This window comes from Rhodospirillales bacterium RIFCSPLOWO2_02_FULL_58_16 (assembly GCA_001830425.1).
Classification (GTDB): Bacteria; Pseudomonadota; Alphaproteobacteria; order Rhodospirillales; family 2-02-FULL-58-16; genus 2-02-FULL-58-16.
The window spans coordinates 16,941-31,184 of record MIAA01000036.1; the positions used below are offsets into that span (position 1 = coordinate 16,941).

General features: G+C 57.6%; 16 protein-coding genes. 3 read left to right on the forward strand and 13 right to left on the reverse strand.

The genetic code is table 11. The features are described from left to right. Positions 1 to 23 precede the first annotated feature (23 nt). From A3H92_09125 to A3H92_09170, 10 genes are read right to left on the reverse strand one after another with little or no spacing between them, the layout of a single operon-like run. Positions 24 to 329: a hypothetical protein gene (locus A3H92_09125; GenBank protein ID OHC74226.1), complete on the reverse strand. Its 306-nt coding sequence runs from the start codon at positions 327 to 329 to the stop codon at positions 24 to 26. Between the two features lie 25 nt (positions 330 to 354). Next, positions 355 to 1,905 carry a cytochrome C oxidase Cbb3 gene (locus A3H92_09130; GenBank protein ID OHC74261.1) on the reverse strand — a complete coding sequence of 517 codons (1,551 nt, stop codon included), beginning with the start codon at positions 1,903 to 1,905 and terminating at the stop codon, positions 355 to 357. A gap of 7 nt (positions 1,906 to 1,912) precedes the next feature. After that, the gene (locus A3H92_09135) at positions 1,913 to 3,121 is read right to left on the reverse strand and encodes a heme d1 biosynthesis radical SAM protein NirJ (protein ID OHC74227.1); all 1,209 of its coding nucleotides are present in this window, start codon (positions 3,119 to 3,121) and stop codon (positions 1,913 to 1,915) included. Between the two features lie 18 nt (positions 3,122 to 3,139). Then, positions 3,140 to 3,631, reverse strand: coding sequence for a protein nirH (locus A3H92_09140; protein ID OHC74228.1), 492 nt, complete (start codon positions 3,629 to 3,631; stop codon positions 3,140 to 3,142). 4 nt (positions 3,632 to 3,635) lie between these two features. Continuing rightward, entirely contained in the window at positions 3,636 to 4,079 is a 444-nt protein-coding gene (locus A3H92_09145) for a protein nirG (protein ID OHC74262.1), read from the reverse strand. Positions 4,080 to 4,099: 20 nt separating this feature from the next. Then, positions 4,100 to 4,594 (reverse strand): protein nirL, encoded by a 495-nt coding sequence (locus A3H92_09150; GenBank protein ID OHC74229.1) that lies wholly within the window; start codon positions 4,592 to 4,594, stop codon positions 4,100 to 4,102. Continuing rightward, on the reverse strand, positions 4,585 to 5,034 hold the full coding sequence (locus A3H92_09155) for an AsnC family transcriptional regulator (protein ID OHC74230.1): 450 nt from the start codon (positions 5,032 to 5,034) through the stop codon (positions 4,585 to 4,587). Before A3H92_09155 ends, A3H92_09150 begins: the two co-directional genes overlap by 10 nt. A 6-nt stretch (positions 5,035 to 5,040) precedes the next feature. Beyond that, the gene (locus tag A3H92_09160) at positions 5,041 to 6,249 is read right to left on the reverse strand and encodes a protein nirF (GenBank protein OHC74231.1); all 1,209 of its coding nucleotides are present in this window, start codon (positions 6,247 to 6,249) and stop codon (positions 5,041 to 5,043) included. Further along, positions 6,207 to 6,518, reverse strand: a complete 312-nt coding sequence (locus tag A3H92_09165) for a hypothetical protein (GenBank protein ID OHC74263.1) — start codon at positions 6,516 to 6,518, stop codon at positions 6,207 to 6,209. The genes A3H92_09160 and A3H92_09165 overlap by 43 nt, the downstream gene beginning before the upstream one ends. 10 nt (positions 6,519 to 6,528) lie before the next feature. Then, positions 6,529 to 7,332 (reverse strand): uroporphyrinogen-III C-methyltransferase, encoded by an 804-nt coding sequence (locus tag A3H92_09170; protein ID OHC74232.1) that lies wholly within the window; start codon positions 7,330 to 7,332, stop codon positions 6,529 to 6,531. 302 nt (positions 7,333 to 7,634) lie between these two features. Here A3H92_09170 and A3H92_09175 point away from each other — a divergent pair, with 302 nt between their 5' ends. The 3 genes from A3H92_09175 (at position 7,635) to A3H92_09185 (ending at position 10,914) form a co-directional block, all read left to right on the forward strand. After that, positions 7,635 to 9,317 (forward strand): nitrite reductase, encoded by a 1,683-nt coding sequence (locus A3H92_09175; protein OHC74233.1) that lies wholly within the window; start codon positions 7,635 to 7,637, stop codon positions 9,315 to 9,317. Between the two features lie 159 nt (positions 9,318 to 9,476). Beyond that, positions 9,477 to 10,202 (forward strand): hypothetical protein, encoded by a 726-nt coding sequence (locus tag A3H92_09180; GenBank protein ID OHC74234.1) that lies wholly within the window; start codon positions 9,477 to 9,479, stop codon positions 10,200 to 10,202. Positions 10,203 to 10,494: 292 nt separating this feature from the next. Further along, positions 10,495 to 10,914 carry a hypothetical protein gene (locus tag A3H92_09185; GenBank protein ID OHC74235.1) on the forward strand — a complete coding sequence of 140 codons (420 nt, stop codon included), beginning with the start codon at positions 10,495 to 10,497 and terminating at the stop codon, positions 10,912 to 10,914. 8 nt (positions 10,915 to 10,922) lie between these two features. Here A3H92_09185 and A3H92_09190 read toward each other — a convergent pair whose 3' ends face one another. From A3H92_09190 to A3H92_09200, 3 genes are all read right to left on the reverse strand, one after another. Next, positions 10,923 to 11,423 carry a hypothetical protein gene (locus tag A3H92_09190; GenBank protein ID OHC74264.1) on the reverse strand — a complete coding sequence of 167 codons (501 nt, stop codon included), beginning with the start codon at positions 11,421 to 11,423 and terminating at the stop codon, positions 10,923 to 10,925. A 245-nt stretch (positions 11,424 to 11,668) separates the two neighbouring features. Continuing rightward, positions 11,669 to 13,204 (reverse strand): hypothetical protein, encoded by a 1,536-nt coding sequence (locus tag A3H92_09195; protein OHC74236.1) that lies wholly within the window; start codon positions 13,202 to 13,204, stop codon positions 11,669 to 11,671. Between the two features lie 61 nt (positions 13,205 to 13,265). After that, positions 13,266 to 14,165, reverse strand: a complete 900-nt coding sequence (locus tag A3H92_09200) for a hypothetical protein (GenBank protein ID OHC74237.1) — start codon at positions 14,163 to 14,165, stop codon at positions 13,266 to 13,268. Positions 14,166 to 14,244 lie beyond the last annotated feature (79 nt).

Below are 14,244 nucleotides of genomic sequence, written 5' to 3' on the forward strand. Positions count from 1 at the left end.
TTGGCATAACGTAGGGCGGTTTTTTACTCCGCCGTCCGCCACGGGCCGTCCCAGACGACCACGCCATCCTTGGCGAACAGGCGGCAGTCGCTTGTGGTTAAGGCGCGGCACTTGAAAAGGGCGTCAAGGACGCCGACGTCGGTGCAATCCTTGGTCGCGCAATAGGATTCCCCGAAGTGTCCGCCGTCGCTGGAGACAACCAGATATCCGCCCAGATGCTTGTGCCATTCAAAGGCCCTGGTTACCTCCGGCGACAGGGTTATGGGGCCGGAGCCGCCGAATTGCTGCGCCTCGGTGAGACAGCCCGCCGCCAGAACGGCGACCGGCAACAGGCCGATGATTCTTCCGAGACGGCTAATGGCTTGTTCCCGATGAATAGGTGATCTTGTTAAAGACGTTGTACTTGCCCGACGGTTTCTTCATCGGGATGCGTTTGACCTCTTCCAGAGTCCTGGCGTCGTAAACGACTATGGCGCCGTCCATTTCCCAGATGCTGACCAGGGCGTGACTGCCGCTGCGGGTGAACTCGACATGGGCGTTGGTCATGCCCGGCGCCGGGTTGATATTCTTGACGATCTCCAGGGTTTGTTTGTCGATAACGTGCAAAAAGCCCTTGTTGGGGCCGAAAAAGACATCGGTCCAGGCATAATTCGTATTTTCATGACTCCTCATGAAAAAACCGGAACCCATGGTCTCGATCTTCTTGATCGTCTTCCATGTCGTCATGTCGATGACGCTGACCGTGCTGCCCTTAAGGTGGGGAGTCGCCATCACCGGGCCGCCGTTGTAATCCCAGACGATGCCGGACCCCAGGTGCGGCATGCCGCCCAGATCAAGATCGGCCACCTTTTTCCCGGTATCCAGATTGTAAACGCTGCCGGTCTTTTCGTCCCGCGAAGCGCCGATAACCTCGGTGTAGGCGAGGTTAAAGAAAAAGTCGTCCAGATAATCATCCAGCTTGATGCGACGCTTGGCGAAGGGCTGCTTTTCCATGGCTACCCCTTCCTCCTGTCCCTCGCGGTAATTGTGGACGAAGCCGCCGTAGATGGGCTTGGCGTTCGGATCATAGGACAGTTCCCACACCTCTTTGAAATCCTTCATGGCGACGATAAAGCTTTTTCGCTGCGGGGCCGTGTAAACGGCGCTGACCCGCGACGTAGCGCCTTGGCCGTCGGCGGTAGAGATTACCCGCGACAACGACAGGTCGGCAGCGTTGAGAACGACCAGGGTGTGCGGCAGATAATTTCCGACCATCACCCACTTTCCGTCCGACGAAACGGCAATGTTGCGGGTGTTAAGGCCGGCGCGCACCTCGGCCACCGGCTTGAAGCTGTGCAGATCGTACTTGCTGACCCAGCCGTCCCGCGAACCGAAATAAACGAAGCGTCCGTCCGGCGAATATTTGGCGCCGCCGTGCAAGGCGTACCGCGACTTGAAGCGCCACAGCGGCTCAAACTTGTCGCCGTCGAGAATGGTGACATGGTGATCGCCGGTCTCCACTACCGTAAACAGGTTCAAGGGATCGGCGTTGTGTTTAGGCTTGTCGGGCAGGCTATCCAACGGCGTATGGATCACATGGGTGGCGTTGATTTCCTTTGTTCCCCATATCGGCATCGGGGTCAGCGGCGTATAGATCAGCGTCACCAGGGCGTCGATCTCTTCCTTGGACAGCTTGTCCTTATAGCCGGGCATTTGGGTCGCCGGGCGACCATTGGCGATATCGTCAAACGCATTTTTCTTGGACAGGCGGCCCAGGTTCTCCGGCAGAAGAGCCGGACCCATGGCGCCCAGCCGTCCGGCCTCGTGGCACTCGGCGCAGTGAGCGGCGTACAGCGAGGCGGGGTCCGCCGCGCTCGCCGCGCTGACTCCGCTCAAAATCATCAGGGTAACGGCTAAAATTTTCATCATCGAATTACAAGACCTTTCGTTGGTGGTGCGCGGATGCGGAAAACGGCGTGATTTTTACCCGCTCCCCGGCGTCGGCAACGCCGATCTCCTCGTCGGTAAGATAGCAGGCCGGGTCTTCGGCCCAGGGGTCGCCGGTGATCTGTTCGGCACGCACCCTGGTGTTGCCGCCGCAGATATTAAAATATACGCACGCCCCGCAGCGGCCCTTGATCAGGCGCGGGCGGCGCTTGAGGCCGGCCATCAGCGGATCGGATGTGTCGTTCCAGATATCGGCAAACGGACGCTTCAGCACGTTGCCGATGGTATAATTCCACCACATGGTGTCGGGGTGAACGTTGCCGGTGTTGTCGATGTTGGAAATATTAACTCCTGAGGCGTTGCCGCCCCATTGCGCCAGCTTGGCGTGAACATGCCCGACGGCTTGCGGGAAGTTGTCTTGCAACCACAACAGCAGATAAACGGCGTCGGCGTCGTTGTTGCCGGTGACGAATTCCTTTTCGTCGCCGTTTTTCAGGCATTGCCGGCCGCGCTCGAACAACAGGTCCATGGCGTGGCGGGTGGTCTTGAAGAAAGCGTCATCCTTGCGGTTGCGGTTGCCCCGTCCGGCGTAATTGAGATGCGAAAAATAGAAACGGTCGATGTTCTCGGCATCCAGCAGGTCGAGGATTTGCGGCAGTTCATGAGCGTTGTCATTGGTCATGGTGAAGCGGAGACCCACCTTCAGTCCCAGGTCGCGGCACAGGCCGACGCCTCGCATGGCGGCCTTATAAGCGCCGTCCAGGCGACGGAACTTGTCATGCGTCTCGCCGATGCCGTCAATGCTGATGCCGACGTAGTCATAGCCGACGGCGGCGATGTTCTTGATATTGGACTCGTTGATAAGGGTGCCGTTGGTGGACAGCGCCGCATAGAAGCCCATATCCTTGGCGCGGATTGATATGTCGAAAATGTCGGGGCGCAGCAACGGCTCGCCGCCCGATAAAATGAGAAACGGAACTCTCGCCGCCTTCAGGTCGCCCAGCACCTTGAAAACGTCCTCGGTCGATAACTCGCCGGGGAAATCCTTGTCGGCGGAAGTGGTGTAACAGTGCTTGCAGGCGAGGTTGCAGCGGCGCACCAGATTCCACACCACTACCGGTCCCGGAAGGTCGCGGCGGGGGCCGACCGGCGTCGGCTCGTCAAGCTCGCGCAAATACTGGGTCAGCCTGAACATCGTCTCATTATTCTATATTCACGCCGAAAAGCGCAATCCCGTCTTTTTGAGAATGCGGGTGCTGAACAGCACTTCATGGGCGCGCACGTCATCGCCGAGGATATAATTGATCTTGCCCACCCGCTCCATCACTTCGTCGCGGTCGTGGCCGTGGACCATGGCGAACAGGTTGTAAGGCCATTCCGGCGGGTGGCGGGGACGCAAATAGCAATGGCTGACATATTCCAGGTCGCCGATCAGGCGTCCGAAGTCGAGAACGCACTCATCCGGCACATCCCACACCGCCATGCCGTTGCCGCGATAGCCCAGCGTGTAATGATTAGGCACCACGCCGATGCGGCGGATGAGGCCCTGGTCCAGCATCCGTTTCATTCGCCGGATCACCTCTTGCGGCGGGAGGCTCAATTGCTCGGCCACGGCGTCGTAGGGGCGGGCGCATAACGGCAATCCCCGCTGGGTAACCAGAACGATCCGGCGGTCGATGTCGTCAATGGTCGCCCTGTCATCCATGCCTTTAAGCTCCGAAACTCAAGCCGATGAAGAATTCCCTGATCTTCGGCATGTTGTAAACTTTAAGGCCGGTCTCTTCCTCGATGGCGGCGATGACCTCGGCGATGCTTTGCTGGGTTTCGGTGGCGATGACGAACCACATGTTAAGTCGATGGTCGCGGGCGTAATTGTGAGCGACTTCGGGATGGGCGTTGACCTGTTCGGCGACGGCGTCAAAGTCCGCTTCCGGCACTTTCATCGCTGCCAGGGTAAGGCCGCCGCCCAGTTTTTCGGCGTGATACATGGGGCCGAATCTGGTCAGCACGTTGTTATCCAGCATCCTTCGGATGCGGGCGATAAGATCGTCCCGGTCCAGCCCCAGCCGTTCGGCAACCTCGGCGAAAGGCTCCTCGCTGAGGGGAAAAGCACCTTGCAGGCCGTTGATAATGGCCCTGTCGGCGTCGTCCAGTAAAATCGGCTTGGGGGCGCTCATATGACGCTCGCCGCCGGAGAGTAAACGGCGCCGCGCTGCTTGAAGCGGCGTCCGCTGAAAAGCACCTCGCGGGGCATGTCTTTAAGCCCGCAACCCTCGGCCAGCTCCTCCACCTGGGCCAGCACCACGTCGCGTTCGCGACCGTGAACCATGCAAAACAGATTATAGGGCCAAACCGGGGGCCGCCGTTTGCGCCGGTAACATAAGGTGACGAAAGCGAATGTTTTGAAACGTCTGCCGATTTCTCCGGCCTTTTCATCGGGAATATCCCACACCACCATGGCGTTGTTTCTGTAGCCCAATTCGTGATGGCGGACGATCACGCCCATGCGGCTGATGATTCCGCTTTCCGCCATGCGGCCAAGGGCGGCGATCACTTCGCTCTCGCTGATCCCGGCCTGCTTCCCGATTTCACGGAAGGGGCGGCGGCACAGCGGCAAGCCCCGCTCGACAGCGGTTATCAAGCGGCGATCCTGCTCGGTCAGTTCCATTTCAGGTCAAACCCCAGGTCCAGGTGATAGCCCTCAAGCATGGGAAGGTCCAGAACATCAAGGCCGCTTCGGCGTGATATCTCGGCGATGACGCGGCTTATTCCTTTGTCGTCGGCGGCGGTGATGACAAACCATAGATTAAGGCGATGCTCGCGTTCATAGTTGTGGTTGACCTCGTCAAAGCCGCTGACCAGTTCGGCGACTTCCTCAAGGCGTTCGGCGGGCACTTCCATGGCGGCCAACGTGCCGACGCCTACGCCGCCGGGGCGAAATACGCAGCCGACGCGGCTGACGGCGCCGCTCTCGCTCAGTTCCTTCAGCGCCGCGATGACCTCGTCCTCGCCGACGTCGAGCCGGCGCGCAATGTCGGCGAAGGGACGTTCAGTCAGGGGGAAATCCCTCTGAAATTCGTCGAGAAGACGTTTTTCCAGATCATTCATTGCTCATTACAATCCGATGCGATGCGCCCGTGAGGTAAAGAAAATACCGCTCGGCTTGTCCGCCGGCAGTTCCTTGACGACATGAAAATCGGCAGTATCGTAGACCAGCACCCGGTCGATGTCGCGCACCGAAACCCAGACTTCCTCGCCGCGCGGCGTAAACTCCATATGCAGCACCCCCTTGCCCGGCGTCAATTCCTTGACGACGGAGTTGGTAGCCACGTCGATAATCTGTATGACATCGTTATTAGGCAAAGCGAAATTGACCCAGATATGACGACCGTCGGGACGGGCCGCCACGAATATCGGCTGGCCGTGCACCGGAATGCTTCCCGCCTGCTTCCAGGTTGCCGTGTCGATGATCAGCACCTCGTTGCGCCCTACCGCCGGAACAAAAGCCTTGCCGTCAACGACGGCCCAGCCCTCCAGATGCGGCATTTTGTAGACGGGCAGCTTTTCCGATCCCTTCCCGTAGTCGCCGAGAATCCGCGTCACTCCGGCTTCCGGCTTCCACAGGTCGAGCAGCGCCATGCCGTCCTCGCCGAACAGCCCGGCGATATAGTAATGTCCGCCCGGCGTAATCAGGGCGTCGTAGGGCAGCGAACCGATGTCTTTATATTTGGTAATAACAGGCTTGGCGGGGTCGTTGAGGTCGGCGAGCCATATCTCGCCGCCGTCATAAAGGGTAAAGACAAAACGCCGCCCCGGCGCGTCCACCAGCCCCACCGTCTTTGACGCCTTTCCCTCCGTTCCGTAAACGGCGGGGATGTCGGCGACCATTTTCAGGGTCTCGGCGTCGAAAACGCGCACGCCGCCCGGCGTATAATTAGAGACGGCGATCAGCCGCCCGTCCTGGGAGACGGCGCCGCCGATGGCGTTGTCGCCCTGAACCACCCGGTTGACAAGTTTACCGGCCAAAATATCGATCTTGGACAGGCCGCCGTCGCGCCCGAAGACATAAACGTAATGCTCGTCGCGGGAGTAGACGGCGGAAGCGTGGCTGAGATCGCCAAGCCCTTCGACGCGGGCGATTTTAGAACGAGTGGTGGTGTTGACGATAAGGACGGAGCCGACCGCTCTCTCGATGATGACGCCAAGGTCGCCGGAGCCTTTGTATTCGACGGAAGCGCAGGCGCCGACGGCGGCGCAAAGCGCGATGATGCGCAGAAAGATCATGGTTTTTCCTCCTTGTTGCGTAGAATCCGGACCAGCCATCTGGTTTCCTCGACGTTGATAAGGGGTCGCCAGGGCGGCATCGGCGTGCCGGGAATGCCGTCGAGAATGATAGAGGCCAGCGCATCGTCAGACCTCTCGGCGAGGAGCGAAGGCAGAAGAGGCGATCCCAGGCCGCCCTTGCGGGTCATGCCGTGGCACGATCCGCAATCATGGTCAAGAAGGTACAAGAGTTCCGTCTGCCGTTCGGACCTGATATCGGCGAATAAAACGGTGGAGAAGGCCGACAGACAGAGGGCAAGAACAACGATCAGGGCGTCGTTACGCACTGGCCGAACATTCTTCCTCGTTGTCGAGAACCGCATCCTCATAGATCAATCCCTGCCAGTTCAGACTCTTGGCCAGACTGACGACCTTACCGATGATGATCATGACCGGCGTTTTATAGCCGAGCGCGACGACCAGAGCGGGCAATCGTTCAAGAGTGGTGACACATTGCCTTTGACCCGCCGCCGTTACCTTGAGCACCGCCGCCGCCGGCGTATCGGCGGCCATCCCTGCGGCGATCAACTCGTCGGCGATCCGGGGAAGGTTGGCCAGTCCCATATAAAAGACGATGGTGGTGTTGGGGTCGGCCATGCCTTTCCAGTTCAGGTCGAGTTCGTCTTCGGACTGACAATGGCCGGTGACAAACTGCACGCCGGTGGCGAGAGCGCGGTGCGTCAGAGGAATGCCGAGAGCGCTGCCGGCCGCCGAGGCGGAGGTAACCCCCGGCACGACCTCGAAAGGTACGCCGTGAAGTTTCAGATATAAAGCCTCCTCGCTGCCGCGACCGAAAATAAACGGGTCTCCGCCCTTGAGGCGAACCACGGAATGGTTACTTTTGGCGAGGCTGACCAGCAGATCGTTGATATCGTCCTGGGGCATATGATGGTTGTTGGGAGCCTTGCCGACGAAGATGCGGGCTTTTCCCGGCGGAACGAGGTCGAGAATTTCCGGCGAGACCAGACGGTCATAAACGACCACATCGGCACTCATAAGAAGCCGTCGGGCCTTGATCGTCATCAGATCAGGGTCCCCCGGCCCGGCCCCCACCAGATAAACACAACTGACGTCGCTCACCATAAACCTCCCGGAATCAGGCATTCGCAACCGAATTTGAGGCAAGGGAAGCACAAAAAAGAATTCCGCGCCACCCTTTCCGGCGCAACCCTTTCCGAACTCCCCAAAAAAATTGTGCAAAAAGTCAAAGTCAAGGGTTGATTAGTTGGCAATAACCATTCACATTGTGCGGCAATGTCGTTTTCTACGCCTTCTCACGGCTAATTAAACGTTAGCTTTTCCTTATCTCGTTATTGGGGGGAAAGAGAAAAAGGAGAACGCCAGGTCAACTCTAGTGTGACTTTAATCAACAGGGAGGCAATTTTATGAAAAAACTAATGTTTGTCACATCAGTGGCAAGCTTGGTCGGCGGCCTGATGATGGGCACTGCGGCTATTGCCGTAGCGGAAGAAGCGGCGGCGCCCACGTTATCCAAAGAAGCGTTTGAGAAATCGAACACGATTTTCTTCCAGCGCTGCACAGGCTGTCATGGCGTTCTGCGTAAGGGCGCCACCGGCAAGTCCCTTCTGCCCGGCCCGACGACTGACGCCAAGGGCGTGGTCACGGCCAAAGGCACGATCGCCATGGGCACCAAGGACCTTACCAAGATCATCACTCTCGGCACCGAAAACGGGATGGTCAACTTCGACGAGACTCTCTCCAAGCAGGAAATCGCCGATATGGCCGTCTATCTGCAAATGCCGGTCGCGGTTCCGCCAGAAATGAGCCTGGCCGACATGAAGAAGACCCACAAAGTCCGCGTCGAACCGAAAGATTATCCGGCGAAGCCCGCTCATGACCGTAATTGGGAAAACTTCTTCATGGTCATCCTGCGTGACGCCGGCAAGGTCGGCGTTATCGACGGCGACAAAAAGGAAGTGGTCACCAGGGTCGACACCGGTTACGCCATTCACGTCCTGAAAGAGTCCTCTGAAGGTCGTTTCTGGTACACCCAGGGCCGTGACGGCAGGATGAACAAGATCGACGTGTGGGCGAATCCCCCGGTATCTACCGCCGAAGCCAGAATCGCCTACGAAGCCCGTGACGTCGCCGTTTCCCACTATGGAGAATGGAAAGACAAATACGTCATCGGCGGCGGTTACTGGCCCCCGCACTTCGCCATCCTTGACGGCAAAACCATGGAGCCGCTGAAAGTGGTTTCCACCCGTGGCACCAACATCAACGGCGAATTCGTCAACGAAGCCCGCGTCGCCGCCATCTACGCCCCTGCGATGTCCCCGACATGGATGGTCGCGGTGAAGGAACTCGGTCAGGTGTGGCAGGTCGATTACAGCGATCTCGACAACCTGCGCGTCGAGAAGCAAAACACCCACTTGATGCTCCACGACGGCTTCTTCGACCCGTCCGGAAAGTACTTCCAGATTGCGGCCAATGCTTCCAACCGCATGGAATTTGTGGACACCGTTACCCGCAAGGCCGTCGGCTCGCTTGAAACCGGCGTGAAGCCCCATCCCGGACCCGGCGCCAACTGGAACGACGACAAGTGCGGACCGGTAGGAGCCACCGTCCATCTGGGCGAAGGCAAGATCACCGCTTGGGGCAACGACCCCAAGGGCCGTCCGGACCAGGCCTGGAAGAAGTGCTATGATGAAAAGACCGGCGGTCCCGGCCTGTTCATCCGCACCCACCCCAATTCGCCTTATGTCTTTGCCGACCAGACTCTGATGCCGGATCCTGAAGTCAACCAGAGCGTCTCTGTTCTTGACAAGAAGACCGGCAAGGTCGTCAAGTCGCTCCGCGTAACCCAGGGCGAAGGCATGGCGGCTGTGCATATCGAGTTCAACAAGGACGGCTCCGAGGTTTGGGTGTCCGCCTGGAACAAGAAGCGTCCCGCCGCCGCTGCCGGCGACAAGGCTGCTATCGTAAGCAACACAGGCGAAATCGTCGTCTATGACAGCAAGACGCTCGCGGAAAAGGCCCGCATCAAGGGACTCGAAACCCCCACGGGTAAGTTCAATATCTACAGCCGGAAAAATCGCGTAGGCTAAGCCGGTTTATCTCTGGAAAAGGCGGACATGTGACCCATGTCCGCCTTTTTTTTGCATTTTTTTCATCCGTAAGTAAAATTTTTGCTGTTCATGCGGCGCTTTATGATAGAGTCGCGTCAACTATGCGAGGCTCGGCTCAATGAGGGGGGAGATTTTCAAATGGGAACCAGCAAGTTTGTATTGGCGGCGTTTGCCGCAGCATTTCTTTTAACGCCGGGCGCGGTCTTCGCCGGCTCCGACATAGAAGGCGGAACCGAGTATAAAATCGCCCAGGGCGGTCAGTTATACGATAACTGGATCGAGATCACCGAAGCCGCCGACCCGCCCATGGGCACGAATGAGGCTTATCCCCAGGACAAGGGCAAGGCCCGGAAAGCCAAGTCGTGGCTGTGCATCAGTTGTCACGGCTGGGATTACAAGGGCAAGGACGGCGTTTTCGGCAAGGAAGGCGACAAGGACTTTACAGGCATCAAGGGCGTCATCGGCGCCGCCGGCAAGGATCCCAAGAGCCTGCTTGACGTCATCAAGGGAAAACACGGCCTTAAAGACGATTCGATCGAAGACGAGGAAGTTGAAGCCCTCGCCGCTTTTGTCAGCGCCGGATTGGGCGATGTCGGCAAATATATCAGCGCGACGGGCCAGGGCACCGGCGACAAGGCCAAGGGCAAGTTGTACTACAGCACCCTTTGCATCAACTGTCACGGCGCTGACGGCAAGTTGATTGCCGACCTGCCGGCCCTCGGCGCTCTCACCAACGAAAACCCGTGGCGGGGCCTGCACACCATCCGCAACGGTCGTCCCAAACAGCCGATGCCGGGTCTGCGCGCCCTGCCGGAGAACGTTTCCGGCGATATCCTGGCCTATGTTCAGACATTGTCTAAATAAGCAGACCGGCATAACCCGCTGAAAAATCGCCGGCTCTTAACGGAGTCGGCGATTTTTTGTTATCATGCCCGGCGCGTTGACCGGAATAAGCACTGTTTTTTTAACCACAGAGGCTCAGAGACACAGAGGAGGATAGAAAAAAAGAAAAAGCAGGAAGAACCCTTCGCTTAATCTTCTCTGCGCCTCTGCGCCTCTGTGTTCAAAGCACACAGGCTGATAACTCCCCCTTCTAAAAGGGGGAGGATTTTTCAGAGTCATTTTTTACGGTCGCTGATATAAGGGAGATGAAAAGATGAGAAAAATATGGATCATGGCGGCGCTCGGTTTCGGCGTGACCGTTTCGACCGTTCAGGTTTCGGCGGCCGATCCCACCGCTCAGCCCGTTGAAATCTGCGCCGAGGCGGCTGAACGGCTCAAAAGCGTCGAGCCTGACCCTGCCGTCGACCCCAAGGCGGTTGTCGTACTCACCTACAAATTCAATTTCTGCCCCAAGGAATTGACGATCAAGGCGGGAACCAAGGTGCAATGGGTGAATGTGGAAAAGCGGACCAATCACAGCGTTTGGCTTAAAGACGCGGGCATTGACGAGTCGGCGCGTTTTTTCCCCGGCGACGGCTGGCGGCACACCTTTGAAAAGGCCGGCAAATATCCGTATCTATGCGGCCCCCACGGCGTCGATGAAAAAATGACGGGTCTGATCACGGTCGAGTAACCACCGCTTTATTTGACGTAGACCGCGCCGGTTACGGTGTCGAAGGAGAAGACCATCACCTGGACAGGCTCCAGGGTTATTTCCTTTTCCAGGAAATAATTGAATTTTTCATCGCCGCCATCATCGATTATGCCCAGCGACATAGTGTGCCTGCCGGCAGGCGCCTTGAAGTTCTCATAAAAACTGGACTGTCCGTCGCCGGTTATGCCCACGGGCTTAAGCGTCTCGCGATAAAGCAGTTTGCCGTCCAGTTTCAATTCGACAAGCACCGGCCAGCGCTCCCTGGAACACTTCATCGGAGCGCGCATGTTGGGAGACAGTTCGGCGATTTCCTCCTTGGTGCGTTTGTGGCATTTCTCCTTGTGTTGTCCGGGAAGCGTCATGCTCATCTTGATCAGCGCCTGATCGGGGGAAACAACGGAATAGGGCGGCGTATTTGAAAAATGGGCGACCATAAAGGCGAAAGGCACATAAAACACCGCTTGCGCGAACAACCGCGACGGCGTCATCGGATATCTGCCGACGGTTGACCGCTCTTTTCGCAGCTTTGAATCCAGTTCCCGCACATCTTTACGGCGCCGGCGCTCCAGTTTCTGGAGGCGCTTCATCTCCTTGACCTCAGGCGACGGGTTAAAGATGTCCTTCAGCGTCAGATGATAAAAAAGAAACCCGACTAACGGGCCGATAATGAACACAGGCCATAAATGTCCGAGGCGCAATCCGCCGATTATTTCGATGTGAAAGAGATCACCCATCATGATCTTCCTTCAAGCGAGGCGCGGAACGTCGCAAGCTCCGTCTCCAGCAGCTTCCTGTCGATGCGCGACGCCCAGGTGGTGCGGAAGCGGTCACGAGGCACTCTCTTGCGCAATTCCGGGTCGCGGAAGCCGTTGATGCGGTCACGCATCCAGTGATCACCCAAACGGCTGTAGCAGTCGCATTCCCGGCAACCGACCAGCAATACGCCGTCAGGCCCCTCGCGGCTGAGCGCGTAATCAATGAAAGACGGCGGCAACATGGCGATGCAGGGAAGGCTGAATCCGGTCACTCCGGGCTGTTCGATCAACCTGATGTCAATGCTGTGATCGCAGCCGAACACGAGAACCTTGGGCCGTCCGTTATCGCCCCCGCCCTTTAATTTTTCCATCGCCTTGTTGGTAAGGTCGCGCAGCTTCGCCAGCGACAGGTCGGGAAGGTCGATGCCGGTGGCCAGTTCTTCGGTATTACGGAAGGGCGTGGAGATGGGGCAGGCGCCGACGCAAATGCCGCACGCCGTGCACAGGTCGGCGTTTACCACCGCTTCTTCCTTGAAGGGGCGTCCGTCGGTGCGGGGCTGCATGACCACCGCATTGAACGGACAGTCGGCGTAACAGCGGGTGCAGCCGTTACATTTTGCCAGGTCAACAAAGGCCGGCCTGGGCAGCCGCATCGGCGGCAGCCACGGCATGGCCGCCGAAAGCAAGGTCACCGCCAAGGCTATTCCCCACAGGCTTCCCGGACCCCAGTTCTCAAACAAGGGATAGAATATCATGAAGAACCAGTCCAGGTTCACGGTGGTCGGCGTCGTTCCCAGGTCCGCCGGAAGATGGCTGATCGCCGGCTTGACCAAAGCGATGACAAACAGCATCAGGGTTATGCCTACGGCCAGGCCGCGTGGAGGTTTAATTTTCGGACGGCTCACCCTCAGCACATGGAACCACATGATGAACAGCAGCATCAGCGGGGCAAAGATGTGCATAAAGATCAGGAGGGTGAAAAACCTGTCGCCAAGGCTTCCCCTGGTCAGGAAATTATTGGCGACATGCTCGCCGAATATCCCCAGCCAGTCGATCCATTCCATGGAGGCGATAGCGATATACTGGGCCAGTTGATCCCAAACCAGCCAGTAGCCGCTGATGCCGGAAAAAACGAGCATCCACAGGATTGGCACGCCGAGAACCCAGGTAAACCAGCGGACATCGCGATAGCGGTCAAAGATGAATTCACGGCTTAAATGCAATATCGCCGACACCACCATGGTGTCCGAGCCGTAGCGGTGGAAGCTGCGGATTACGCCTCCCAGATACCACTGCTCATGCGTAATATACTGAACGGAATTATAGGCGCCGGCGACGCTGGTATCGAACAGGATGTAAAGGTAAATGCCGGTCCCGGCGACGATCCAGTAAAGGTAGAACGTTATGCTGCCGAGCTGGCGCAACGGGTTCCACTTCGGCCCGAAGGCGCGGTCGAATACCGCTTCAACGCAAAGCAGGAAGTCTTGCAGCGGGCGGCGGAAGTTTTTCGGCAAACGCAGTCTCCCTTACGGTCTCTTTTTTGAAGCCGCAGACGTTAGAGCGCATTGACGGGAGTCAAGAAGGGGAAAGTTTCGGCCCCATCACCGCCGCTTCCTTCTCGGCGGCGATACGTCTGCGCCTGATCAGTATGCTTTGCCTGATAACGAAAAAGATCATCGGAATGATGACGGTCAGCCCGGCGGCGATGCGGACAAAAATGGTGATGTCAAACTTATATGTGTTATTCAGCGGATCATAGACCGTGCAGAACAGGCGAATTTTTTTGACAAAATCATCAACGCTGGCATACGGGTCTTCGGTTCCGAAAATTAACTGCTTGATAGGGTCGATCAGCAGCGGCAGATCGAATGTTTCGCCGTAAACATGGCGATAGACCTTGCCTTCAACGGTAAGCACCGAGGTCTGGGTCAGGTGTTCAAACCCTCCCGACGCCGGGTAGTAGATAAACCCCAGGTCTTTGGTCAGGCTTTTGATGGTGGCGGCGTCGGCGCTCAGGAACTTCCAGTTCTTGATCCCGTCAACGCCGTTCTGACCGGCGTAAAGGCGCATCCTTTCGGGAGTGTCGTTGACCGTATCAAAGCCGATGGAAACGATGGAATACTGATCCTCGCCGAAGGCCTTGTTTGCAACCACGCGGGTGTCGTTGATCTGATTGGTGATCAACGGACAGACATGGGCGCAGCTTGAATAGATCAGGCTGATGATCAGAACCTTGCCGCGAAAATCGGATAACTTTACCGGCTGTCCCCGGCTGTCCTTGAAATCGTAATCGCCGACCGACTTGCCGATGACGCCCTGACTATAGGCATAGGCTTCCTTTTCGCTGTATCCCGAGCCTTTTACGACGGCGTCATCCATGGGTTGGGCCATGGCCGCCGCCATAAACGCAAAAAACCCGGCGACCGTGAAGCCGCCGAGTCGCAACAATATCAGGCAGTGCTTGCCGACGGCCATGTTCCCATCCGAAATTTTATAAAAAAGGGCAAAAAAAATAACGGGGTGGACGGCGGTTAGGCCATCCACCCCATTTTAG

Coding starts and splice junctions, on each gene's coding strand:
- A3H92_09130 (OHC74261.1), bottom strand. CDS start 1,905: ATGAAAATTTTAGCCGTTACCCTGATGATTTTGAGCGGAGTCAGCGCG.
- A3H92_09135 (OHC74227.1), bottom strand. CDS start 3,121: ATGTTCAGGCTGACCCAGTATTTGCGCGAGCTTGACGAGCCGACGCCG.
- A3H92_09140 (OHC74228.1), bottom strand. CDS start 3,631: ATGGATGACAGGGCGACCATTGACGACATCGACCGCCGGATCGTTCTG.
- A3H92_09150 (OHC74229.1), bottom strand. CDS start 4,594: ATGGAACTGACCGAGCAGGATCGCCGCTTGATAACCGCTGTCGAGCGG.
- A3H92_09155 (OHC74230.1), bottom strand. CDS start 5,034: ATGAATGATCTGGAAAAACGTCTTCTCGACGAATTTCAGAGGGATTTC.
- A3H92_09160 (OHC74231.1), bottom strand. CDS start 6,249: ATGGCTGGTCCGGATTCTACGCAACAAGGAGGAAAAACCATGATCTTT.
- A3H92_09170 (OHC74232.1), bottom strand. CDS start 7,332: ATGGTGAGCGACGTCAGTTGTGTTTATCTGGTGGGGGCCGGGCCGGGG.
- A3H92_09175 (OHC74233.1), top strand. CDS start 7,635: ATGAAAAAACTAATGTTTGTCACATCAGTGGCAAGCTTGGTCGGCGGC.
- A3H92_09180 (OHC74234.1), top strand. CDS start 9,477: ATGGGAACCAGCAAGTTTGTATTGGCGGCGTTTGCCGCAGCATTTCTT.
- A3H92_09185 (OHC74235.1), top strand. CDS start 10,495: ATGAGAAAAATATGGATCATGGCGGCGCTCGGTTTCGGCGTGACCGTT.
- A3H92_09190 (OHC74264.1), bottom strand. CDS start 11,423: ATGACGCCGTCGCGGTTGTTCGCGCAAGCGGTGTTTTATGTGCCTTTC.
- A3H92_09200 (OHC74237.1), bottom strand. CDS start 14,165: ATGGCCGTCGGCAAGCACTGCCTGATATTGTTGCGACTCGGCGGCTTC.